The organism is Pseudomonas sp. IC_126 (assembly GCF_004331835.1).
Lineage (GTDB): Bacteria > Pseudomonadota > Gammaproteobacteria > Pseudomonadales > Pseudomonadaceae > Stutzerimonas.
Map to the genome: position 1 here is coordinate 890,402 of NZ_SJSS01000002.1, position 20,679 is coordinate 911,080.

Sequence of the window (20,679 nt, forward strand, 5' to 3'; positions counted from 1 at the left end):
ACTCGGCAACGGCCCTCTCAAGGAAGCGGCATGGAAGAAGCGACAGTACGTATCGAACTGGAGACACCGCGCCTGCGCTTGCGCGGCTGGCAAGACAGCGACCTCACACCATTGACCCAGATGTGCTCCGACCCACGGGTGATGCGCTATTTCCCGGCGTTGCTCTCGCGTGACGACTGCGCGGCGGCGATGGCGCGCTGCCGTATTCACTTCGCGCGGCACGGCTTCGGTTTCTGGGCGTTGGAGCGCAAGGACGACGGGCGCTTCATCGGCATGGCCGGTCTGGCCTGGAGCCGCCTGCAACAGCCGTTTTGCCCTGCCGTGGAGATCGGTTGGCGACTCGCCAGCGATCAGTGGCGCCAGGGCCTGGCCCGCGAAGCGGCGGAGGCGGCTCTGGACTGCGCCTTCGAACGTCTGCAACTGGCGGAGGTGGTGGCCTATACCGCTGCGCTCAACGAACCGTCCAGAGGGCTGATGGTAGCCCTTGGCATGCAGCATGAACCAGAGGAAGACTTCGAACACCCTGGCGTGGCCGAGGGGCATCCGCTGCGCCCACACGTGCTGTACCGGATGCGCCGGGATAACCGGGCCATTGCCCGACGATAAGCACAATTGCTGGAGCGAAACCTGCCGAATCCGTAATATTGCGCGCCTTGCCCGTGCCGCCTAGATAAAGGAACAACATCATGACCGACACCCTGGATACGTTGGTGAATCTGCTTTCGCTGGAGCGAATCGAGGAAAACCTGTTTCGTGGCGCGAGCCAGGATCTGGGCTTCCCGCAACTGTTCGGCGGTCAGGTGGTTGGTCAGGCGTTGTCCGCGGCGAGCCAGACCGTGGCGCCTGAGCGTCATGTGCATTCCATGCACGGCTATTTCTTGCGCCCGGGTGATTCACATCAGCCGGTGGTCTACGACGTCGACCGAGTGCGTGACGGCGGCAGCTTCACCACCCGGCGCGTCAGTGCGATCCAGAAAGGGCAGACCATCTTTACCTGCAGCGCTTCGTTCCAGGCGGACGAGACCGGTTACGAGCATCAGTTGCCGATGCCCGAGGTGGCCGGACCGGAAAATCTGCTCAGCGAGTGGGAGTTGCTGCATCAGCTGACGCCGCTGGTGCCGCCGCGGGTAGCCGAAAAACTGCGTCGTCCCAAGCCCATCGAGATTCGTCCCGTGACGCTGCAGGACCCGATCAATCCCGCGCCGATCGAGCCGATTCGGCACATCTGGTTCCGTGCCGATGGTTCGCTGCCCGACAACGCCGCACTGCACAAATATTTGGTCGCCTATGCGTCGGACTTCAGCTTCATCGGCACCGCGCTGCAGCCGCACGGCGTCAGTTCCTGGAGCAAATTCATCCAGCTGGCGAGCCTCGACCATGCCATCTGGTTCCACCGTGAAGTGCGCGCGGACGATTGGCTGCTGTACTCCATGGATAGCCCTTGGGCCGGCAACGCACGTGGTTTCGCCCGTGGCAGCATTTTCAACCGCGCCGGCGAACTGGTCGCTTCGGTCGCGCAGGAAGGCCTGATTCGCGTGCGTGAGGACTGGAAGTGAAGCTGGCCGATGCGCGGCATTGGGTGTTCGACATGGACGGCACCCTGACCATCGCCGTGCATGATTTTCCGGCGATCAAGCGGGCGCTGGATATTCCGCTGGAAGACGACATCCTGCATCACCTCGCCGCGTTGCCGGACGATGAGGCGGCAAGCAAGCGCGCGTGGTTGCTGGAGCACGAGCGCGAACTGGCCTATGCCGCGACGCCGGCACCGGGCGCGCTGGAGTTGCTGCACGAGCTGCGTGACTGCGGGTGCCGGCTCGGCGTGCTGACGCGCAATGCCCATGAGCTGGCGCTGGTGACCTTGCAGGCGGTGGGCATGGGCGACTGCTTTGTGTCTGACGACATTCTTGGCCGCGACGAGGCGCCGCCTAAACCCGATCCGGGCGGTTTGTTGCATTTCGCCGAGAAATGGTCAGTGCCGCCGCACGAGCTGGTGATGGTCGGCGACTATCGCTTCGATCTGGAATGTGCGAAGGCCGCCGGTGCTCGTGGCGTGCTGGTCAACCTGCCGGAAAACCTCTGGCCGGAGCTGACCGATCTGCATGCGCGTGATTGTGGGCAATTACGGCGGATGTTGGGCTGATGCCGGTGCGCTAAGCGCGCACCCTACCGGCGAGGAAATTCGTGCAGAAGAGGGGCAGCCTGGCGGTTGCCCCTTTCCCTTCCTGATTCAGTAAATCGCCTGATACAGCTTGCGCCGGTAAGTCGTGACCAGTGGATGGTCGTTGCCCAGCAGGTCGAATACCTGCAGCAGTGTCTTGTGCGGCTGGCCGTCGGCGTAATTGCGGTTGCGCACGAACAGCTTGAGCAATCCATCCAGTGCCGCTTCGTGCTGCTGGCGCGCCAGTTGCTGGATCGCTAACTGGTAGGCCGCCTCGTCATCCTCTGCGTTTTGCGCCAGACGGCTCTTGAGGTCGGCGGCTTCCGGCAGGTCGTTGGCTTGCCGGAAAAAGGTCAATTGAGCGCGTGCGGCGGCGAGTGCCTGCTTGTGCTCGTCGCCCTTGACCGCACCGAGCACCGTTTCGGCCTCGCCCAGCTCGCCGCGTTCGGCCAGGCAGCGTGCATAGAGGATCAGCGCCGCAGCGTTTTCGTTGTCTTCGCTCAGCAGTTGCTTGAGCAGGCTTTCCGCCTCGCCGATGCGCCCTTCGGCGAACTGCGCCTGCGCGGTCGAGAGCAGATCGGCATCGGGCGCAGCGGGTGCCGGCACGTGGGGTTCGAGCATGGTGCGAATCGCCGATTCGGGCTGGGCACCGGCAAAGCCGTCGACCGGTTGACCGTCCTTGAACAGCACCACGGTAGGCAGGCTGCGCACACCGAAGCGCGCCACCACGTCCTGCTCGATATCGCAATTGACCTTGGCCAGCAGCAACTCACCTTGGTATTCCTCGGTGATCTTCGCCAGCAGCGGCATCAGTGCCTTGCACGGAGCGCACCACTCGGCCCAGAAGTCCACCAGTACCGGTTTGTGAAAGGAGTTTTCCAGCACCAGTTGTTCGAAGTTGCTGGCGGTGACGTCGAAGATGAAAGGAGTCTGGCTCATCGGAACTCTCGAAATGGGCGCGTGCGAAATGAGGCGAGCATGTTAAGTGGGGGCGATCCGAAGCGGAAGCAAGTGGCGGTCAGTCAGCCGTTGGCTGCGGTCAGGGGCCAACTCGCCAGTTCACGGTAGTGCACGCCGCTCGGCGTATGGGTGGAAAGAAACAGGCCGAAACGATCCACTGGCCATTCGAACGCGGGCGGCGTTGTGGTTGGTTGCGTCCGCGCATCGCGTATGAGCGTCACATGCGGCAGAAACGGACGCGCATCGAGGGCGAAACCGTGTGTGGACAGGCCCGCATGCAGCTGTTCGACCAGTTGACTCAGCGGCGTCGGCATCTGGTTCGGGATCAAGCAGGCGAAGCCATGACCGATGACCCGTAGTTGATCCAGCCGCAGCCTGAAGGCGTCGGCGCGCAAATGCCCGCCGAGCTGCCTCAGCGTCTCCAATGCGCTCTCCGGCTGACTGCCGAGAAATGCCAGAGTGAGGTGCAGATTGGCCTGCGCCACGGGTCGACCATCGAGCCCTTGGGCGTCGCGCCAGCTACAAATCGCATCCGCCAGCGTCGGCGGGCAGGGTAGGGCAAAGAACAGACGCAGGTCTTTTTCGGTCGTCATCGCTTGCTCAGCCTCCGGTTTCGCCCTCGCTACGGTTGATGCGCTTCTACGGTCGATCCGGAAGCCAAACGCCTGTCTTCCAGCTGCTCAACGCGCTTATCGTCTCCACGCCTTACCGAATGATAGAGGCTGACTCGTCGAAATTCCGCTGGCTCGGCCAGATCCGGCCAGGTGCAGGCGTCGAGGATGTCCAGGCGCTCGTATAGCGCGTGTTGGAAGTCACGCACCCGTGAGTCCGCAACCAGCGCTTCGCGGCCTCGGCTCAAGAATTGATCCAGCAACGGCAGATTGGCGCGGTCGTAGAGCACGTCGGCGACGATGATCAGGTCGTAGCGGTCGGCCTCGGCGAAAAAATCCCCGGAATAGCTCAGCTGGACGTCATTGAGCTCAGCATTAGCCCGGCAGGCAGCCAGCGCCAATGGGTCGAGATCACAGGCGACGACTTCCGCCGCGCCCGCCTTGGCAGCAGCGATCGCTGCAACGCCTGAACCCGTGCCGAAATCCAGCACGCGTTTGCCGCGTACCCACTCGGGGCGCTCCGCCAACCAGCGCGCCAGCACCAGGCCGCTTGCCCAGCAGAAACACCAGTAGGGCGGCTCGTCGAGAATCCGCCGGGTTTCCTCGGGGCTGAACGCGCGATCCATGTTGTCTGCATCGATCAGCCAAAGACGGATGTCGGTATCGGGTAGGGTTGCGACGCCCAAGCGCGCATCGCCGAGCAGGTCGGCCAATGCCGCCTGCAATGCGGCGGGCGGGGTCAAGGCGCAGGAACCAGGCGCAGCGGCCCCAGCGATTGGCTGGCCGGACTGCTGATCTGCACGGCTGGCAGACGCATGATCAACTGCCCCGAGCGGGTGACGCGGCCGCGCAGTTCGACCTGCTGGTTCTTGGGGAAATTTTCGGCGTTGAACTTGAGAATGAACGGCAACTCGCCGCCGCGCCCTTTCAAACTGACATTGCTCAGCAAACGATCGGGCTGGTCCCGGCGGTTGACTTCCAGCAGGGCCAGGTCGACCTCGCTGTCGGCCGGGACGCCGAGCAGGCTACCGTGCAGCTCGTGCAGCGGGGTGGTCGCCTGAGGCGGTTCCTCGAAGAGGACGGGGGTGGCAGGGCGCTGGGTCTCTTGGCTCGAACAGCCAGCCAGGGCCAGGAGCAAGGCGGGCAACATGAAGGGGCGTAACTGCACGGACGGCTCCAGAACGTGACGTTGATGCGCGCCTGTATAGCAACAATCCGCTCGATTTGTCTTGCCGACGCGATGCGCTACCATGGCTCTCCGACGTCTGACAGCTCTAAACCATGCATTGTCCCTTCTGCGTTGCACATGACACCAAGGTCATCGACTCGCGCCTGGTTGCCGAGGGCGATCAGGTCCGTCGTCGCCGCGAATGCCTCGCCTGCGGCGAGCGTTTCACCACCTTCGAAACCGCCGAGCTGGTCATGCCGCGGTTGATCAAGCAGGACGGCAGTCGCCAGCCGTTCGACGAAGAAAAGCTGCGTGCCGGCATGCAGCGCGCATTGGAGAAACGTCCGGTCAGCGTCGAGCGGCTGGAAGAAGCCATCGCCCATATCAAACACAGGCTGAGGGCCACCGGCGAGCGCGAAATCAAATCGCGGGTGCTCGGCGAGCTGGTAATGGCCGAGCTGCAAAAGCTCGATGAGGTGGCCTATATCCGCTTCGCTTCGGTCTATCGCCGCTTCCAGGACCTCAACGAGTTCCGCGAGGAAATCGAGCGCCTGTCGCGCGAACCCGCGAAAACCGAATGAACAGCAACGATCACGCCTGGATGGCCCACGCGCTGCAACTGGCGCGCAAAGGCTTGTATTCGACACATCCCAATCCGCGAGTCGGTTGCGTCATCGTCAAGGATGGCGAGCTGATCGGCGAAGGGTGGCACGTACGAGCCGGCGAGCCGCATGCCGAGGTCCATGCGCTGCTTCAGGCCGGTGAACGTGCGCGCGGTGCGACCGCCTACGTCACGCTCGAACCCTGCAGCCATCACGGACGGACGCCACCCTGTGCCGAAGCGCTGGTCGAGGCGGGTATTGGGCGCGTGGTCGCGGCTATGCAGGACCCCAATCCGCAGGTTGCCGGTCGTGGTCTGGCACGCTTGCGCAGTGTTGGCATCGAAGTCACCAGCGGCGTATTGGAAAGCGAAGCGCGGGCGCTGAACGCCGGCTTCGTCAAACGCATGGAAGCCGGCTTGCCACTGCTGCGCGCGAAACTTGCGATGAGCCTCGACGGCCGCACTGCCATGGCCAGCGGCGAAAGCCAATGGATCACCGGCCCGGCGGCACGCGCGGAAGTGCAGCGGCTGCGCGCGCAATCCAGCGTGGTGCTGACCGGTGCCGACACGGTGATGATGGATAACGCGCGGTTGACGGTACGCGCTGCCGAGCTGGGACTGGATGACGAACTGACCGCGCTGGCCATGCAGCGTCCACCGCTGCGCGTGTTGGTCGATGGACGTTTGCGCGTACCGCTGGATGCGCCGTTCTTTCAGGCTGGCTCGGCTTTGGTGGTCAGTACTGGCGATGAGCAGGCGGCAAGCTATCAGGCGGCAGGTCATGAGTTATTGGCGCTAGCCAGCGATGTGGGTCGTGTCGATCTGCGTGGTCTGCTGGTCGAACTCGCCAATCGTGGCGCCAACGAAGTGCTGCTCGAAGCCGGCCCACGTCTCGCCGGTGCCTTCGCCGCGTTGGGGTTGATCGATGAATACCAGATATTCGTCGCCGCGAAATTTCTCGGCTCCTCGGCTCGTCCGTTGCTCGACCTGCCGCTGGCACGTATGAGCGAAGCGCCCGAATTGAAGATTGAGGATATCCGGGCGGTTGGCGACGACTGGCGCATCGTTGCCCGCCCGGTCGGCTGATCCGAACTCGACGAGACGAATCAGCTCGCTCAATTCACCGGCTTGAGTCCATTGTGGTCAAGTTTCGCCCGGCGCTTGTTGGCACCCAGCAGGAGCCGCGCCAGCAGGCTGTCATGGTGCGGGTTGCCGAAGTGGAACAGCGCGGTGGCGCGCAGCATGGCCGGGTCGCACTGGTCGTTGGCATGCAGGCTGCGGTAGCCCGAAAACAGATAGAGGTTGCCGGGCACCAGCTTCAAACGGATCGGCCGTAGCCAGCTGCGTTTCACCGCAAAGGCGACCAGTTTCTGGCTGAGAGTGTTATGCAGCACCGCCTTCTCGATCACGTTGCGCAAGGCATTGAAGCGAACGCGCCGCAGGTTCGGAAAAATGATCAAGTCGCCGCAGTGTTCACCCTCGGTCGGGATGAACAGCGGAAGCAGCGCGGTGACCGCCGTGGCATCGAAGTGATAGAAATGCGACTGCTTGAGTCCGTTGCGGCCCTGCAGACAGCGGATCACCGGGAAGATCTGCTCCGTTGCCGCAGGCTCCCGTCCCGTCTGGAGGTGATACAGCTCCGCCAGCGTTTCCTTCAAGGGGGCGGAAAGCGCCAATGCTGCCACGATGCTGCCGCCCAGCGCCTCGATGCCGTGAATCGCGAAGTACTCGCCCTCGTGATTGGCTGCTTGCTGCTCGATAAACGCGCGGCCTTGCTCGAGTACTTCGGCTGAAATGTATTGCTCGATGACCGCAAACCCATTGCGGTCGATCTCGGCAGCCTGAACGGCAGCCGACGTGTCCATAGCCGTAACCTCTGACATACCCATCCCTCGCGGCACATGTGAAGGTTCGGAGCGTTCTTCCTGATCGTGTCCTGGTCTGCGCGGGGGATCGCCAAAAGTGCGAGCGGATCCTGGCTCGGCGTGTCGGTACGACGTAATGCGGAGTGACGTTCCATCCTGATCGTCTTGCTTTGCGTCGGCACGAGTTCGCGGCAATCGCGTTGTCAGGCCGATTCTGATGCGTATGGACAAACAAGCGCAGCGCTAGTTGCTTGAGGCGAGGAATTTTTTTGAGCGGCTGCCTCGGCAGTCAAACGGTCGTTTGCCGGCTGCAGAATCGGCTCGTTTGTGGTAAAAACTGCGCCGGGTCCTAACCGACCCACGTTCTCAGGGCGGGGTGAGATTCCCCACCGGCGGTAATGGCGCAGCTATAAAAACGTTGAAAGCGTAGCGAGCGCAGGGCAGGCAAGGCGTGATTCGACGAGAAAGCGGAATTTACTGCGGTGAATGAGCATTTCGAGGAGGATTACAACGCAGCATGACCTGAGCGCAGTAGCTTTCAATTCGTGCCTAGCCCGCGAGCGCTTGTCTTAGACAAGGTCAGCAGACCCGGTGTGATTCCGGGGCCGACGGTATAGTCCGGATGAGAGAGAGCGGGATGCCTCGACGGGCGCCGTTCGTGCGCGCGTCTACTCCCTATCGATCTGCAGCGCCCTGTTTTATCCAAAACAGGAGTTGGTCATATGCATCGTTTCAACAGCCTTCCACGGGAGGCCGTATGTTCACAGGAATAATCGAGTCCATCGGGACCATTCGTGCGATGACGCCCAAGGGCGGCGACGTCCGTGTGCTGGTCGAGACCGGCAAGCTGGACCTGTCAGACGTCAAACTTGGCGACAGCATCGCGGTCAACGGCGTCTGCCTGACTGCCGTGGAGTTGCCGGGCAGTGGCTTCTGGGCTGACGTCAGCCGCGAAACCCTGGCCCGTACCGCCTTCGTCGATCTCAAGGCCGGCAGCCGGGTGAATCTGGAGAAGGCCCTGACGCCGTCCAGCCGTCTCGGTGGGCATCTGGTCAGTGGTCACGTCGATGGCGTGGGTGAGGTGGTGGCGCGCGAGGAAAACGCCCGCGCCGTGCAGTTCCGCATCCGCGCGCCGCGCGAGCTTGCCAAGTACATCGCGCTCAAGGGCTCGATCACGGTCGATGGCACCAGCCTGACGGTAAACACCGTGAGCGGCGCGGAGTTCGAGCTCACCATCGTCCCGCACACCTTGGCCGAAACCATCATGGTCGACTACCGCCCCGGGCGGCAGGTGAATCTGGAAGTGGATCTGTTAGCGCGTTATTTAGAGCGCCTGCTGATGGGTGACAAGGCAGCCGAGCCGAATGCCTCGGGCCTGACAGAAAGCTTTCTGGCCGAAAACGGCTACCTGAACCGCGCTCGTTAAATTAGAAGGATTCGGCCACATGGCTCTGAACACCGCTGAAGAACTGATCGAAGACATCCGCGCCGGCAGGATGGTCATCCTCATGGATGACGAGGACCGCGAGAACGAGGGCGACATCATCGTCGCATCCGAATGCGTGACCGCCGAGCACATCAACTTCATGGCCCGTTTCGCGCGCGGCCTGATTTGCATGCCGATGACCCGCGAGCGCTGTGAAACCCTGCAGCTGCCGCTGATGGCGCCGCGTAACGGCTCCGGCTTTGGCACCAAGTTCACCGTTTCCATCGAGGCGGCGGTTGGCGTGACCACCGGCATCTCTGCTGCCGACCGCGCCCGCACCGTCCAGGCGGCAGTAGCGAAAGAGGCCAAGGCCGAGGACATCGTCAGCCCTGGTCACATCTTTCCGCTGATGGCTCAGCCCGGCGGCGTGCTGGCGCGTGCCGGTCACACCGAGGCGGCGTGCGATCTGGCGCGGATGGCCGGTTTCGAGCCGTCCGGGGTGATCTGCGAAATCATGAACGATGACGGCACCATGGCCCGCCGGCCCGAGCTGGAAGTCTTCGCCGAACGGCATGGCCTGAAGATCGGCACCATCGCCGACCTGATCCACTACCGGATGATCCACGAGCGGACCGTCGAGCGCGTTTCCGAGCAGCCGCTGGAAACCGAGCTGGGGCAGTTCAAGCTGGTCACCTACCGCGACGGCGTTGAAGACACCGTCCATATGGCGCTGACCCGCGGCGAAATATCGCCGGAAGAGCCAACGCTGGTGCGCGTACATAACATGGAGCCGCTGCGCGATCTGCTGTTGGTCACCGTGCCAGGCCGCTGGAGCCTGCGCGCTGCGATGAGCGAAGTGGCCAAGGCCGGCAGCGGCGTGGTGCTGTTGCTGGGCAATCCGTTGACCGGACCGCAGTTGCTGGCGCAGCTGAACCGTCAACAGCCGCCGGCTCCGGCGACCTATAGCACCGTTGGTGCCGGCTCGCAGATTCTGCGCGACCTCGGTGTGCGCAAGATGCGCCTGATGAGTTCGCCGATGAAGTTCAACGCGATATCCGGCTTCGATCTGGAAGTTGTAGAATACCTGCCGGCCGAATAATCAGAGGCGCCGCGCAAGTCGCGGCGCCTTCGTTCTTTAAAGAGATGAGAAAACACCCATGTCCCTGAAGACCATCGAAGGTACCTTCATCGCCCCGCAGGGCAAATTCGCCCTCGTAGTGGGCCGTTTCAACAGCTTCGTCGTCGAAAGCCTGGTGAGCGGCGCCGTCGATACGCTGGTACGCCACGGTATCCCGGAAGACGCCATCACTATCATTCGCGCGCCGGGCGCCTTCGAAATCCCGCTGGTTGCGCAGAAAGTCGCTCAGCAGGGTGAATACGACGCCATCATCGCCCTCGGTGCGGTCATTCGTGGCGGTACTCCGCATTTCGAGTACGTCGCCGGTGAATGCACCAAGGGCCTGGCCCAGGTGTCCATGGAGTTCGGCGTACCGGTCGCTTTTGGCGTGCTGACCGTTGATTCCATTGAGCAGGCCATCGAGCGTTCCGGCACTAAGGCCGGTAACAAGGGCGCCGAAGCCGCACTCTCCGCTCTGGAAATGGTGAGCCTGCTGGCGCAGCTGGAGGCCAAGTGAGCCTCAATCACGACGACAGCCAGGAGCCCCAGCCGAAGGCCAAGGGCAAGATCGCTACGCGCCGTGTGGCGCGTAGCCTGGCAATGCAGGCGCTGTATCAGTGGCACATGGCGGGCCAGAGCCTGAACGAAATCGAGGCGCAGTTTCGCGTCGACAACGATTTCTCGGGCGTCGACGGCACCTACTTTCATGAGTTGCTGACCGGCGTGGCGCGCGCCAAGACGGAAGTCGACGGCGCTATCGTGCCGCATCTCGATCGCCCGCTGGATGAGCTCGACCCGGTGGAGCTGGCCGTCCTGCGCCTGTCCACCTACGAGCTGATGCACCGCATCGACGTGCCGTACCGCGTGGTGATCAACGAAGGCATCGAGCTGGCCAAGGTATTCGGCGCCACCGATGGACACAAGTTCGTCAACGGTGTGCTGGACAAGCTGGCGCCCAGCCTGCGCAGCGCCGAAGTCAACGCTCGCAAGCGCTGAGACTGCACCGACCGATGGGTGAGTTCGAACTGATCCGCCGCTACTTCGCCGCCGCCGCTTGTGCCAGGGCTGGCGGCGATGTTGCGTTGGGCATTGGTGATGATTGCGCTCTGCTGGCATTGCCGGCAGGCGAGCAACTGGCGGTTTCCACTGACACGCTGGTTGCCGGCGTGCATTTCCCCGATCCCTGCGATCCGTATCTGCTCGGCCAGCGCGCGCTTGCGGTATCGACCAGTGATCTTGCCGGCATGGGGGCCACGCCGATCGGTTTTACCCTTGCGCTGACGTTGCCGACGGCCGATTCCAGCTGGTTGTGCGAATTCGCTCGCGGCCTCGACGCGATGGCGGCGGGTTGCTCGATGCGTCTGATCGGCGGCGATACCACGCGCGGTCCGCTGAGCATGACGCTGACGGTGTTCGGACGTGTGCCGGCAGGCCAGGCATTGCTGCGCAGCGGGGCGCAACCGGGTGATCTGCTCTGCGTTGGCGGTGCGCTGGGCGATGCCGCGGGTGCATTGCCGATCGTGTTGGGTGAGCGTGAGAGCGATACGGTCGAGGCGGCGGCGCTTTTTCGACGCTACTGGACACCTCAACCGCAGCTTGCATTGGGACGCGCATTGCGCGGCAAGGCCACGGCCGCGCTGGATATCTCCGACGGTCTGCTGGCCGATTGTGCGCATATTGCCGCCGCGTCCGGAGTCTCGCTGTGTATCGAGCAGTCCAGCGTGCCGCTTTCGAAGGTATTGCTGGGCTTCGCTGGTGCGGAACAGGCCCTGCAGTGCGGCTTGACCGGCGGTGATGATTATCTGCTGGCGTTCACCCTGCCAGCCGAGGCGTTACCGGCGCTGCTGGATGAGGGTTGGCCAATCCATGTGATCGGCCACGTAACGTCGGGCGAGGGTGTGCAGCTACTCGACGCCGACGGCAATGCCATCGGCGTCGGCCCTCGTGGCTACAATCATTTCGAGAGCTGACCGGCCTATCCAGGCCTGAACGAGAGGACAACCCGTTGACCGATTCCCTGCAGCCTGCCGCCGAGCCAATGCCCGTGTCGGTATGGAGCAATCCCTGGCATAACCTGGCTTTCGGTTTTGGATCGGGTACCTTGCCAAAAGCGCCCGGTACCTGGGGGTCGCTGGTGGCGCTGGCGTTCGTGCCGTTGTGGCAGGCCATGCCCGGCTGGGGCTACGGCCTGGTGATCGTCGCCAGCATGCTGTTCGGCATCTGGCTGTGCGGCAAGGTCGCGCAGGATCTGGGCGTGCACGACCATGAAGGCATCGTCTGGGACGAGTTTGCTGGGATTTGGATCACCTTCTGGCTGGTGCCGGCAGGCTGGCACTGGTTGTTGCTCGGCTTCGCCGTGTTTCGCGTGCTGGACATCGTCAAGCCCTGGCCGCTGAGCTGGATCGATCGAAATGTGACCGGTGGCCTCGGGATCATGCTCGACGACATTCTCGCCGGCTTCGCCGCCTGTGCGCTGGTGCATCTGGTCGTCATGCTGCTTGGCTGAGCCGGGCTGTGCGTCTGGTCGCTGTAACCAGCACATGGCCATGGAAGAATGCCGTTCCGCCCGTGCCTCAAGGAAGATCCCCCGATGCGTTCCGTCGCCCTGCTGCTCGCTGCCACGCTGTCGCTGATTGCCTTCACCGTTACCGCCGCGCCGCGCGTACAGGTGGTGGGCCTGTTTCCCGGCGCTGCAGTTCTGAACGTCGATGGCCAGCGCAAGTTGGTCCGTGTCGGGCAGATGGGGCCGGGCGGTGTCGAAGTGATCAGTGCCGACGCCAAAGGTGCCGTGCTGCGCGTCGAAGGTGTCGAGCGGAGCTACAGTCTTAGCCGTGAGCTGAGCTCGGGCTTTGCCGAGCCCGAGCGCAAGCAACTGAGCATCGCCAAGGGGCAGGGTGGCCATTACTGGATCGCTGGTTCGATCAACGGCCAACCGGTGCAGTTTCTCGTCGACACCGGCGCTACCTCGGTGGCGTTCAATGAAAATCAGGCGCGCCGTCTGGGCATCGACTATCGCGTCGACGGCAAGCAGATCGTGGTCGGCACTGCCAGCGGTACGGCAAAGGCCTGGCAGGTACATCTGAACAGCGTCAAGGTCGGCGCCATCGACGTGATGGGCGTGGAGGCGGTGGTGGTGGAAGGCTCATCGCCCACCGAGGCGCTGCTGGGCATGAGTTTTCTCGGCCGGGTCAGCTGGCGCGAGGACCAGGGCGTGTTGAGGCTTGAGTCGAAGATTTAGAGAAGCTGCTGAAAGCTTGAAGTCAAAACATAAGCGTGTGGCGTCAGCCTGCACACGGGCTTCAAGCTTGCTTCTGCTGTTACAATGCCCGCTTTTCCGCCTTCTGGAGTCTCTCCGGTGTCTGTCGTCTTCGTCGCCGCTTCCCAATTGCCGACGCCGTTCGGTGTGTTCACCATGCATGGTTTTCTCGATCAGGACACGGGCAAAGAGCATGTCGTACTGACGATGGGTGATGTCGCCGATGGCAAGCCCGTGCTGGGCCGCCTGCATTCGGAGTGCCTGACCGGTGATGCGCTGTTCAGCCTGCGCTGCGATTGCGGGTTCCAGCTGGAGGCCGCGTTGAAGGCTATCGCCGATGAGGGGCGTGGCGCGCTGCTGTATCTGCGCCAGGAAGGGCGTGGTATCGGCTTGCTGAACAAGATTCGCGCCTACGAGCTGCAGGATCAGGGTGCCGATACCGTCGAAGCCAACGAGCGCCTGGGCTTCGCGCCGGATATGCGCGACTACGCGATTTGCCTGCCGATGCTGGAGCACCTGAGCATTTCCGAAATCAAGCTGATGACCAATAACCCACGCAAGGTCAAGGCGCTGCAGGGCTTCGGCATCCGTATCGCCGAGCGCAAGCCGCTGCAGATCGCGCACAACCCGCACAACCGCAAGTACCTCGCTACCAAGGCCGGCAAGCTCGGCCATATGCTGGGCGAGATTCACCAGGGCGAAGCCGAGCAGTCGTGAACCGCGGAGCCGCTCGCCGCCAGTTGTCTCGCGACGGTTGGGTGTACCTGCTTCTGATCGTGGTGCCGGTGCTCATCAGCCGACAGCTTCCCGAACTGGCAGGCCGCTTCGCTGAACATCTCGCCTTGCCACTGTTCGGCATTGGTCTCGCCACGCTGTTTCTCAATCTGCCCCGATTCACGTCCTACAAGCAAATCCTGATCGCCACGGAAAAAGCCTTGGGCACCGATGCAGAGCCCTCCGCCTGGACGGCATTGCGCGCCATTCGGCTACATGCCTTACGGACCGCGGCTCTGCCGGCCTGGCTGGCGGCGTTCGGCGCGCCGTTGGGGCTGGAGTCCATCGCCCAGTTGCTGCTGGTGTGCGGCAGCCTGGTACTGCTGATGCTCTACCGCGTGCCGCGACAGCTGCAATGATGCCGATCCTGATGCTGTTGGTCGCGTTGTTGAGTTCGCCTGCTCATGGGGCGACGGAGCGAGTGATCAGCCTGGCGCCTTCGCTGAGCGAAATCATGCTGGAACTGGACGCAGCCGATCTGCTGGTCGGCGTGCTCGACGGTGGGGATCGGCCGGCAGCGCTGGCCGAGGTGCCATCGGTGGGGCGGATCGGGCAACTGGAAATGGAAAGTCTGCTCGCCCTGCAACCGACCCTGGTACTGCTTTGGCCGGATAGCATTAGCCGGGCGCAGCATGAGCAGCTCAAACAGTTTGGCGTTCCGGTGCTGGTTGCGGAGCCGACCTCGCTCGAACAGCTGGCCGAGCAATTCGCGTTGATCGGCGAGCGGATCGGACGGGGCGAGCAGGGGCGCCAATTGCAACAACAGTTCACCGATGGGTTGGAGCAGCTGCGCCAACGTTACCACCGCGAGCAACCGCTGGCGGTCTTCTATCAGATCTGGAATCGCCCGCTGTATACCCTCGGTGGACGGCAGATCATCAGTGAAGCCATTGAAGTCTGTGGCGGTCGCAACGTGTTCGCCGATCTACACCTGCCTGCGCCCCAGGTCAGCATCGAGTCGGTGCTTTCGAGGAATCCGGACGTGATCCTGGCCGGCAGTGGTGCGCAGCTCGTCGAGTGGAAAAGTTGGCCGCAGCTCGCCGCGGTGCGTAAAGACCAGTTGTGGGCAGTGCCGGATAAGGGGCTGGAGCGCCCGAGCTTCCAAATGCTCGGGGCGATCGGGAAGCTCTGCGAGGTGATGGCTCGGGCGGCGCCCTGATGGCGGGCGCCCATCATTAACGCTTAGAGCGACGGCGTCCAGGTCACTGCGAACAGCGCGGTGCGGCCGGCTTCGCGATAAGTATGGTTCTGCGTTGGATCGGTCCATGACGGCCCGGCTGGGCGATCATAGGTTGCCAACGCGTAATCACGGTCGAACAGATTGCTGACCTTGGCCTCCCAGCGCAGCTCGGGATGGCTCTGCCAGCCCGCGCGCAGATCGAGAACGCCATAACCGGACAGCTCCTGAGTGTTGGCCGCGTCATCGTGACGGGGGCTGGACACATGCCAGCTGGCGCCGACCGAAAGCGTGTCGAATGTGCGGTCAAGATCAAGACTGAGCGTGCGCTTGGCGCGGCGCGGTAGTACGTGGCCGCTGTCGCGGTCACGCGGGTCGATGATGCTCAAGCCAAGATTGGCCTGCCAACCCAGCAGTTCACGGGCAATACTGGCCTCGAAGCCGTTGATCCGTGCGTGGGCGACGTTTTCCATACGATTGCCGCTCCAGGCGATCAGCTCTTCCACGTCGGTACGGTAAACCGAGGCTTCGAGCTGGGTGCCGTCGAAGTCGGCGCGCCATTGCAGCTCGTAGGTCTTGGAAGTCTCCGGTTCCAGGTCCGGATTGGGGCCCCATGCTGGCGGTGCGTAGAGGTCGGTGAACGTCGGCGCGCGGAAGCCCTCGCCGTAGCTCAGTATCCATCGCTGCGATAGGCCTACCGGCAGGCTGAACGCAGCATTCCAGCTGTTATGGGGGCCGAACTGCTCATTGTCATCGTGGCGCAAGCCGAGTTCGGTGCCGAAGCCTTCGCCCTCAAAGCTGTGTTGCGCGAAGAAGGCCAGATTGTCGCGGCTGTCCTCTTGGTAGGCAGTGGTAGCGTCGAGGCGGTCCTCGTACCAGTCGCTACCAAGGCTCAACTGTTGGCTCTCGCTCAGTTGCAGTCGATTGAGCCAGGCGGCGGAATGACGGGTAGTTTCCAGGAGGCTGTCGTTGTACGCAGAGCCGACCGCGCGATTACGATCGAAGCTGCGCCCTAGTTCTATGCGGCTGTTCCAAATTTCGCCCAGCTGCCCGTCCAGATAACCGCTGTAACTGCTGAGGCGAAACTCGTCCTGCGGGATGCCGGGGGCGAACTCGTAAGCATCGTCGTACTCGTTGTCGCCGCGCTGGTCGTTGAGGCTCAGTCCAGTTTTCCAATCGGCGTTGAACCGGTGATCCAGCTTCAAATGCAGCGCCTTGGTGCGCTGGCCGTCGTCGTCGCCATCGGCGCCACGATTGTCGCGGGTGATGTCGAAGCCGTCGCGCTCATCGAGGCTGGCACCGAGATGGACGCGTGTTTGCTGAGTGCCGGCTGATAAATTCAGGCTGCGCTGGAAGGTCTGGTCGCTGCCGGCGGCCAGGCGCACTTCGGGATGCACGCCCCGTTTGCCGCTGCGCGTGAAGATTTGAATGACGCCGCCAATGGCGTCGGCGCCATAGAGCGACGAGCGGGGGCCGCGGATGACTTCGATGCGCTCGATGTTGTCGATGGCGAGATAGTCGAGGCGGGCGAAACCGCTGGTTGCCGACGAAATACGCTGGCCGTCGAGCAATACCAGCGTCTGTGCCGTACCGGTGCCGCGTAACGACAGGGAGGGCACGCCGCCAGCGCTGCTGATTTGCACACCGGGAACGCGGCGCAGCAATTCAGGCACGCTGCGGGCTTGCAGGCGCTCGATGTCGGCGCGGGTGAACAGGGTGTTGGCAGCGGTAGCCTGCGTACGGGGTTCGGCCTGGCGCGCCGAGGTGATCAGCATGTTCGGCAGTTCATGCTCGATCTCGGCGGCAAACGCCGGTACGCCGGGCAACAGCGCCACGGCCAAAGCAATACGGGACAGTTTCATTCTTGAAATTCCTCAAAAGATCACAGCTTTTGAGGAGGGCAGGAACAAGCGAGGGCATGATGATAGGCGGCCGCGCTTGACGGTGCTGCCCTCCGCAACACCAGTCGAATCCGTCAGGCCGGTCTCCGGGCTTTCGACACGCACCACGCTCGCCTTCCCATGCTGAGCACAGTGGCGGTTGAGCGGGCGGCGATCCTCATGGATCGCGGTCGATTACCGTTGCGGGGGCAGCGCCGGCCTTGCTCAACGAGCGCACCGGCTTCCCGTTTAATGCGGACCTTGCGGTCGTGCACACCTGGGCGGATTGGAAATCGCGGGAACCTTAAGGGCTGCTCAGAAGAAATACAAGCAATGTGCCGGCAACGGGAGGAGCCTTGGCCGCGAGAGCGGATGTGGCGGGCTTGTGGTGGCTCGAACATGCACCATCGGCCCCCGGACATGGTGTCGAAAGGGTGTGACTCAGCGCGGCGTGGGCCGCGCATCTTGCGTCGATGGTTCAGTGCTGCGCCAGCCGCGCGCGGATCGCCGCTTCGATACCGCCGGCATCGAGTCCGCATTCCTTGAGCATCTCGCTCGGCTTGGCATGCTCGACGTAGTAGTCCGGCAGTCCCAGGTGTAGGACCGGCTTGTGCAGGTTCTCAGCGGCCAGGAATTCACTGATGGCGCTACCGGCACCGCCCATGACGCTGTTTTCCTCGACGGTTACCAGCAGGTCGTGGGCTTCAGCCAATTGGTGCACAAGCGCCTCGTCCAAGGGTTTGACGAAGCGCATGTCGACCACTGTGGCGTCGAGTGCTTCGCCTGCCTGCAGCGCTTCGGCCAGCTGTACGCCGAACACCAGCAGCGCCACCTTCGACCCCTGGCGGCGTATCACGCCCTTGCCGATTTCCAGTGGTTCGAGGCCAGGTTCGATGGTCGCGTTCGGGCCGGTACCGCGCGGATAGCGCACCGCCGCCGGGCCTTCGAAGTGATAACCGGTGGTCAGCATGCGGCGCATCTCGTTCTCGTCGCTCGGCGTCATGACCAACATGCCGGGGATGCAACGCAGGTACGAAAGATCGAAGCTGCCGGCGTGGGTCGGGCCGTCTTCGCCGACCAGGCCGGCGCGGTCGATGGCGAACAGCACGTCGAGGTTCTGCACCGCGACGTCATGGATCAGCTGGTCGTAAGCCCGTTGCAGGAAGGTCGAGTAGATCGCGACCACCGGCTTGGCGCCTTCACAGGCCATTCCGGCGGCCAGCGTCACGGCGTGCTGTTCGGCGATGGCAACGTCGAAATAACGATCTGGATAGCGTTCGCTGAAATCGACCAGGTCGGAGCCTTCCTTCATGGCCGGCGTGATGCCGGTCAGGCGCGGGTCGGCGGCGGCCATGTCGCATAGCCACTGGCCGAACACGTTGGAATATTTCGGGCCGCTGGGTTTCTTCGGCGCAACCGGACCGCCAACGGGCTCCAGCTTGCTGATGGCGTGCCAGGTGATGGGGTCGACTTCTGCCGGGGCGAAGCCTTTGCCCTTCTTGGTCACCACGTGCAGGAACTGCGGGCCGGACAGGTCGCGCATGTTGCGCAGCGTGGCGATCAGTGTCGGCAGGTCATGGCCGTCGATGGGGCCAATGTAGTTCCAGCCCAGCTCCTCGAACAGCGTGCCCGGGACCAGCATGCCCTTGGCATATTCCTCGGTGCGGCGGGCGATTTCCCAGGCGCCGGGCAGGCGCGACAGCACTTTTTTGCTGCCTTCGCGCATGCTGGTGTAGGTGCGGCTGGACAGGATTTTCGCCAGATAGTTGGACATGCCGCCGACGTTTCGCGAGATGGACATGTCGTTGTCGTTGAGCACCACCAGCATGTCGGCGCCAACTTCCGGGGCGTGGTTCAAGGCCTCGAAAGCCATGCCGGCAGTGAGCGCGCCGTCACCGATCACAGCGATGGATTTGCGCTTCTTGCCCTGCATGCGCGCGGCGATGGCCATGCCCAGGGCGGCGCTGATCGAGGTGCTGGAATGGCCGACGCCAAAGGTGTCGTACTCGCTTTCGCTGCGGCGTGGGAAGGCGGCGAGGCCGTCTTTCTGACGCAGACTAGCCATCTGCTCGCGGCGGCCAGTGAGGATCTTGTGCGGATAGGCCTGATGGCCGACATCCCATACCAGGCGGTCGTCCGGAGTGTCGTAGACATAGTGCAGAGCGATGGTCAGCTCGATCACGCCGAGTCCGGCGCCGAAGTGCCCGCCAGTCCGGCCGACGCTGTAGAGCAGGTCCTGCCGCAGTTCGTTGGCGAGTTCTTCAAGTTCCGCTTCGCTCAGTCGGCGCAGTTGCTCGGGAGTGGCCGCGCGGTCTAGAACGGGCGTCGCAGGGCGGACCCGAGGAATCTCATGGAACGTCTTGGGCATCGGGCGGATCGTTTTGGCTGAAAAAAGAGCCGCAGTTTACCCGATGGTTACAGGGAGAAGAATGACCCAGGCATCAACGGTCGCCCCATAGGCGCTGGCGATACGGCCAGCGACAGGCCGGCTCAGCTACGGCGCTCGACGATAAAGCGGGCCAGTTGGCGCAACGGCTCGGCAGCGGCACCGAAGGGCGCGACGGCATCGAGCGCCTGGTCGCGCAGCTCTAGTGCGTAGGCTTTTGCCGCGTCCATACCCAGCAAAGCCGGATAAGTGGGCTTGTCGCGGGCGATATCGGCGCCCTGATGCTTGCCGAGCGTGACGGTGTCGCTTTCCACGTCGAGGATGTCGTCCTGCACCTGGAAGGCCAAGCCGATGGCTTGTGCGTACCGCTGCAGAGCGGCCAGCTTGTCGGCATCGGCATGTCCGCTGGCGAGGGCGCCGAGGCGCACGCTGGCCTCGATCAGCGCGCCGGTCTTGTGGCGGTGCATCAGTTCCAGCTCCGTGCGGTCGAGTTTCAGGCCGACCGATCCGAGATCGATCGCTTGCCCGCCAACCATTCCGGCCGGGCCTGCCGCACGTGCGAGGCTGCTGAACATTTCCAGGCGCAGGGCTGGATCGCCCGGGTTGTGCGCCTCGGCTGCGAGCGCTTCGAAGGCTAGGCTTTGCAGGCCGTCGCCAGCGAGGATCGCGCAGGCTTCGTCGAAGGCTTTGTGGGTGGTCGGCTGGCCACGGCGCAGGTCGTCGTCGTCCATGGCCGGCAGGTCGTCATGCACCAGCGAGTAGGCGTGGATCAGTTCGACGGCGCAGGCGGCGCCATCGGCTTGCGCGCTGCCGCCTTCGAGCGCCTCGCAGGCGGCGTAGACCAGCAGCGGGCGCACGCGCTTGCCGCCATTCATCACGCTGTAGCGCATGGCCTGATAGAGGCGTTCGAGTTGTGGGCGGGGGGGAATGAAGAGCGTCTCGAGGCAGCTGTCGACGCGCTTCTGGCAGCGTTGCTGGTACTCGTCGATCATGCTTCCGGGTCCACCTCGAAGGGGGCTTCCTGCAGCTTGCCGTCACGCTCCAGCAGGATCTGCACCTTTTGCTCGGCCTGGCTCAGGGCGGCCTGGCAGTCGCGGGTCAGCCCGATCCCCTGTTCGAAACAGGTCAGCGAGTCTTCCAGCGACAGCTCGCCGCTTTCCAGGCGCTCGACCAGCTGTTGCAGCTCGGCGAGGGATTGTTCGAAATCGAGGGCGACTTTCTTGCGGGCCATGGCGGAACCTGTTCTCTGCGGCTGCTCTGAAACGGGCGCGACACTAGCAGAGCTGGACGGCATACG

23 protein-coding genes, 1 pseudogene and 2 riboswitches are annotated in these 20,679 nt (G+C 63.4%); of the genes and pseudogenes, 15 read left to right on the top strand and 9 right to left on the bottom strand.

Features of this window, described 5'->3' with window-relative positions; all coding sequences use genetic code 11:
- Positions 1–30: 30 nt before the first annotated feature.
- The 3 genes from E0D86_RS09410 (at position 31) to E0D86_RS09420 (ending at position 2,143) form a co-directional block, all read left to right on the top strand.
- Positions 31–606, top strand: coding sequence for a GNAT family N-acetyltransferase (locus E0D86_RS09410; protein WP_131649740.1), 576 nt, complete (start codon positions 31–33; stop codon positions 604–606).
- 80 nt (positions 607–686) lie between these two features.
- On the top strand, positions 687–1,556 hold the full coding sequence (tesB, locus tag E0D86_RS09415; RefSeq protein WP_131649741.1) for an acyl-CoA thioesterase II: 870 nt from the start codon (positions 687–689) through the stop codon (positions 1,554–1,556).
- The gene (locus E0D86_RS09420) at positions 1,553–2,143 is read left to right on the top strand and encodes an HAD family hydrolase (protein WP_131649742.1); all 591 of its coding nucleotides are present in this window, start codon (positions 1,553–1,555) and stop codon (positions 2,141–2,143) included. The genes tesB and E0D86_RS09420 overlap by 4 nt, the downstream gene beginning before the upstream one ends.
- Before the next feature lie 87 nt (positions 2,144–2,230).
- On the opposite strand, the gene trxA is transcribed toward E0D86_RS09420, so the two are convergent.
- The 4 genes and pseudogenes from trxA to E0D86_RS09440 form a co-directional block, all read right to left on the bottom strand.
- Positions 2,231–3,100: a thioredoxin gene (gene trxA / locus E0D86_RS09425; protein ID WP_131649743.1), complete on the bottom strand. Its 870-nt coding sequence runs from the start codon at positions 3,098–3,100 to the stop codon at positions 2,231–2,233.
- Between the two features lie 83 nt (positions 3,101–3,183).
- Complete coding sequence (thpR, locus tag E0D86_RS09430; RefSeq protein ID WP_131649744.1) at positions 3,184–3,714, bottom strand: RNA 2',3'-cyclic phosphodiesterase; 531 nt, start codon at positions 3,712–3,714, stop codon at positions 3,184–3,186.
- A 110-nt stretch (positions 3,715–3,824) separates the two neighbouring features.
- Positions 3,825–4,475, bottom strand: a pseudogene (locus tag E0D86_RS09435) (methyltransferase); the annotation flags it as partial.
- On the bottom strand, positions 4,472–4,900 hold the full coding sequence (locus tag E0D86_RS09440; RefSeq protein WP_371924052.1) for a YbaY family lipoprotein: 429 nt from the start codon (positions 4,898–4,900) through the stop codon (positions 4,472–4,474). The gene E0D86_RS09440 and the pseudogene E0D86_RS09435, both read right to left, overlap by 4 nt.
- Before the next feature lie 113 nt (positions 4,901–5,013).
- On the opposite strand from E0D86_RS09440, the gene nrdR reads away from it, so the two are divergent.
- Positions 5,014–5,481 (top strand): transcriptional regulator NrdR, encoded by a 468-nt coding sequence (gene nrdR, locus E0D86_RS09445; RefSeq protein WP_131649746.1) that lies wholly within the window; start codon positions 5,014–5,016, stop codon positions 5,479–5,481.
- Positions 5,478–6,587, top strand: a complete 1,110-nt coding sequence (ribD, locus tag E0D86_RS09450; protein WP_131649747.1) for a bifunctional diaminohydroxyphosphoribosylaminopyrimidine deaminase/5-amino-6-(5-phosphoribosylamino)uracil reductase RibD — start codon at positions 5,478–5,480, stop codon at positions 6,585–6,587. The genes nrdR and ribD overlap by 4 nt, the downstream gene beginning before the upstream one ends.
- Positions 6,588–6,616: 29 nt before the next feature.
- Here the strand turns inward: ribD and E0D86_RS09455 are convergent, their stop codons facing one another.
- Positions 6,617–7,366 (bottom strand): hypothetical protein, encoded by a 750-nt coding sequence (locus E0D86_RS09455; RefSeq protein WP_131649748.1) that lies wholly within the window; start codon positions 7,364–7,366, stop codon positions 6,617–6,619.
- Positions 7,367–7,724: 358 nt separating this feature from the next.
- Positions 7,725–8,004: riboswitch (FMN riboswitch) on the top strand.
- A 119-nt stretch (positions 8,005–8,123) separates the two neighbouring features.
- Here E0D86_RS09455 and E0D86_RS09460 point away from each other — a divergent pair.
- The 10 genes from E0D86_RS09460 to E0D86_RS09505 all read left to right on the top strand — a co-directional run bounded on the left by E0D86_RS09460 (position 8,124) and on the right by E0D86_RS09505 (position 15,098).
- Positions 8,124–8,792 carry a riboflavin synthase gene (locus E0D86_RS09460; protein WP_131649749.1) on the top strand — a complete coding sequence of 223 codons (669 nt, stop codon included), beginning with the start codon at positions 8,124–8,126 and terminating at the stop codon, positions 8,790–8,792.
- Between the two features lie 19 nt (positions 8,793–8,811).
- Complete coding sequence (gene ribBA / locus E0D86_RS09465) at positions 8,812–9,891, top strand: bifunctional 3,4-dihydroxy-2-butanone-4-phosphate synthase/GTP cyclohydrolase II (RefSeq protein WP_131649750.1); 1,080 nt, start codon at positions 8,812–8,814, stop codon at positions 9,889–9,891.
- A 58-nt stretch (positions 9,892–9,949) separates the two neighbouring features.
- Positions 9,950–10,426, top strand: coding sequence for a 6,7-dimethyl-8-ribityllumazine synthase (gene ribE / locus E0D86_RS09470; RefSeq protein ID WP_131649751.1), 477 nt, complete (start codon positions 9,950–9,952; stop codon positions 10,424–10,426).
- Complete coding sequence (nusB, locus tag E0D86_RS09475; RefSeq protein ID WP_131649752.1) at positions 10,423–10,905, top strand: transcription antitermination factor NusB; 483 nt, start codon at positions 10,423–10,425, stop codon at positions 10,903–10,905. Before ribE ends, nusB begins: the two co-directional genes overlap by 4 nt.
- 14 nt (positions 10,906–10,919) lie before the next feature.
- Positions 10,920–11,879 carry a thiamine-phosphate kinase gene (gene thiL, locus E0D86_RS09480; protein WP_131649753.1) on the top strand — a complete coding sequence of 320 codons (960 nt, stop codon included), beginning with the start codon at positions 10,920–10,922 and terminating at the stop codon, positions 11,877–11,879.
- A gap of 35 nt (positions 11,880–11,914) precedes the next feature.
- Positions 11,915–12,415 (top strand): phosphatidylglycerophosphatase A, encoded by a 501-nt coding sequence (locus E0D86_RS09485; RefSeq protein WP_131649754.1) that lies wholly within the window; start codon positions 11,915–11,917, stop codon positions 12,413–12,415.
- A gap of 84 nt (positions 12,416–12,499) precedes the next feature.
- Positions 12,500–13,147, top strand: coding sequence for a TIGR02281 family clan AA aspartic protease (locus E0D86_RS09490; protein WP_131649755.1), 648 nt, complete (start codon positions 12,500–12,502; stop codon positions 13,145–13,147).
- 117 nt (positions 13,148–13,264) lie between these two features.
- Positions 13,265–13,882: a GTP cyclohydrolase II gene (gene ribA / locus E0D86_RS09495; protein ID WP_131649756.1), complete on the top strand. Its 618-nt coding sequence runs from the start codon at positions 13,265–13,267 to the stop codon at positions 13,880–13,882.
- A complete protein-coding gene (locus E0D86_RS09500; RefSeq protein WP_131649757.1) occupies positions 13,879–14,298 on the top strand; it encodes a hypothetical protein in 420 nt (139 codons plus the stop codon). Before ribA ends, E0D86_RS09500 begins: the two co-directional genes overlap by 4 nt.
- Positions 14,295–15,098, top strand: a complete 804-nt coding sequence (locus E0D86_RS09505) for a cobalamin-binding protein (RefSeq protein WP_131649758.1) — start codon at positions 14,295–14,297, stop codon at positions 15,096–15,098. The genes E0D86_RS09500 and E0D86_RS09505 overlap by 4 nt, the downstream gene beginning before the upstream one ends.
- 23 nt (positions 15,099–15,121) lie before the next feature.
- Here the strand turns inward: E0D86_RS09505 and E0D86_RS09510 are convergent, their stop codons facing one another.
- The 4 genes from E0D86_RS09510 to E0D86_RS09525 all read right to left on the bottom strand — a co-directional run bounded on the left by E0D86_RS09510 (position 15,122) and on the right by E0D86_RS09525 (position 20,613).
- Positions 15,122–16,978 carry a TonB-dependent receptor domain-containing protein gene (locus E0D86_RS09510; RefSeq protein ID WP_131649759.1) on the bottom strand — a complete coding sequence of 619 codons (1,857 nt, stop codon included), beginning with the start codon at positions 16,976–16,978 and terminating at the stop codon, positions 15,122–15,124.
- Positions 16,979–17,076: 98 nt separating this feature from the next.
- A riboswitch (cobalamin riboswitch) is annotated at positions 17,077–17,292 on the bottom strand.
- A gap of 182 nt (positions 17,293–17,474) precedes the next feature.
- The gene (gene dxs / locus E0D86_RS09515; protein ID WP_131649760.1) at positions 17,475–19,364 is read right to left on the bottom strand and encodes a 1-deoxy-D-xylulose-5-phosphate synthase; all 1,890 of its coding nucleotides are present in this window, start codon (positions 19,362–19,364) and stop codon (positions 17,475–17,477) included.
- A gap of 122 nt (positions 19,365–19,486) precedes the next feature.
- The gene (locus tag E0D86_RS09520; protein ID WP_131649761.1) at positions 19,487–20,374 is read right to left on the bottom strand and encodes a polyprenyl synthetase family protein; all 888 of its coding nucleotides are present in this window, start codon (positions 20,372–20,374) and stop codon (positions 19,487–19,489) included.
- Positions 20,371–20,613, bottom strand: a complete 243-nt coding sequence (locus tag E0D86_RS09525; protein WP_102837024.1) for an exodeoxyribonuclease VII small subunit — start codon at positions 20,611–20,613, stop codon at positions 20,371–20,373. The genes E0D86_RS09520 and E0D86_RS09525 overlap by 4 nt, the downstream gene beginning before the upstream one ends.
- Positions 20,614–20,679: the final 66 nt, after the last annotated feature.

What these genes read in the sequence shown, in the direction of transcription:
- nrdR (WP_131649746.1), top strand. Translation starts at nt 5,014, where the DNA reads ATGCATTGTCCCTTCTGCGTTGCACATGACACCAAGGTCATCGACTCG.
- E0D86_RS09410 (WP_131649740.1), top strand. Translation starts at nt 31, where the DNA reads ATGGAAGAAGCGACAGTACGTATCGAACTGGAGACACCGCGCCTGCGC.
- E0D86_RS09510 (WP_131649759.1), bottom strand. Translation starts at nt 16,978, where the DNA reads ATGAAACTGTCCCGTATTGCTTTGGCCGTGGCGCTGTTGCCCGGCGTA.
- ribE (WP_131649751.1), top strand. Translation starts at nt 9,950, where the DNA reads ATGTCCCTGAAGACCATCGAAGGTACCTTCATCGCCCCGCAGGGCAAA.
- E0D86_RS09505 (WP_131649758.1), top strand. Translation starts at nt 14,295, where the DNA reads ATGATGCCGATCCTGATGCTGTTGGTCGCGTTGTTGAGTTCGCCTGCT.
- E0D86_RS09525 (WP_102837024.1), bottom strand. Translation starts at nt 20,613, where the DNA reads ATGGCCCGCAAGAAAGTCGCCCTCGATTTCGAACAATCCCTCGCCGAG.
- E0D86_RS09490 (WP_131649755.1), top strand. Translation starts at nt 12,500, where the DNA reads ATGCGTTCCGTCGCCCTGCTGCTCGCTGCCACGCTGTCGCTGATTGCC.
- E0D86_RS09460 (WP_131649749.1), top strand. Translation starts at nt 8,124, where the DNA reads ATGTTCACAGGAATAATCGAGTCCATCGGGACCATTCGTGCGATGACG.
- tesB (WP_131649741.1), top strand. Translation starts at nt 687, where the DNA reads ATGACCGACACCCTGGATACGTTGGTGAATCTGCTTTCGCTGGAGCGA.
- dxs (WP_131649760.1), bottom strand. Translation starts at nt 19,364, where the DNA reads ATGCCCAAGACGTTCCATGAGATTCCTCGGGTCCGCCCTGCGACGCCC.
- ribD (WP_131649747.1), top strand. Translation starts at nt 5,478, where the DNA reads ATGAACAGCAACGATCACGCCTGGATGGCCCACGCGCTGCAACTGGCG.
- thpR (WP_131649744.1), bottom strand. Translation starts at nt 3,714, where the DNA reads ATGACGACCGAAAAAGACCTGCGTCTGTTCTTTGCCCTACCCTGCCCG.
- E0D86_RS09520 (WP_131649761.1), bottom strand. Translation starts at nt 20,374, where the DNA reads ATGATCGACGAGTACCAGCAACGCTGCCAGAAGCGCGTCGACAGCTGC.
- trxA (WP_131649743.1), bottom strand. Translation starts at nt 3,100, where the DNA reads ATGAGCCAGACTCCTTTCATCTTCGACGTCACCGCCAGCAACTTCGAA.
- E0D86_RS09455 (WP_131649748.1), bottom strand. Translation starts at nt 7,366, where the DNA reads ATGGACACGTCGGCTGCCGTTCAGGCTGCCGAGATCGACCGCAATGGG.
- thiL (WP_131649753.1), top strand. Translation starts at nt 10,920, where the DNA reads ATGGGTGAGTTCGAACTGATCCGCCGCTACTTCGCCGCCGCCGCTTGT.
- ribBA (WP_131649750.1), top strand. Translation starts at nt 8,812, where the DNA reads ATGGCTCTGAACACCGCTGAAGAACTGATCGAAGACATCCGCGCCGGC.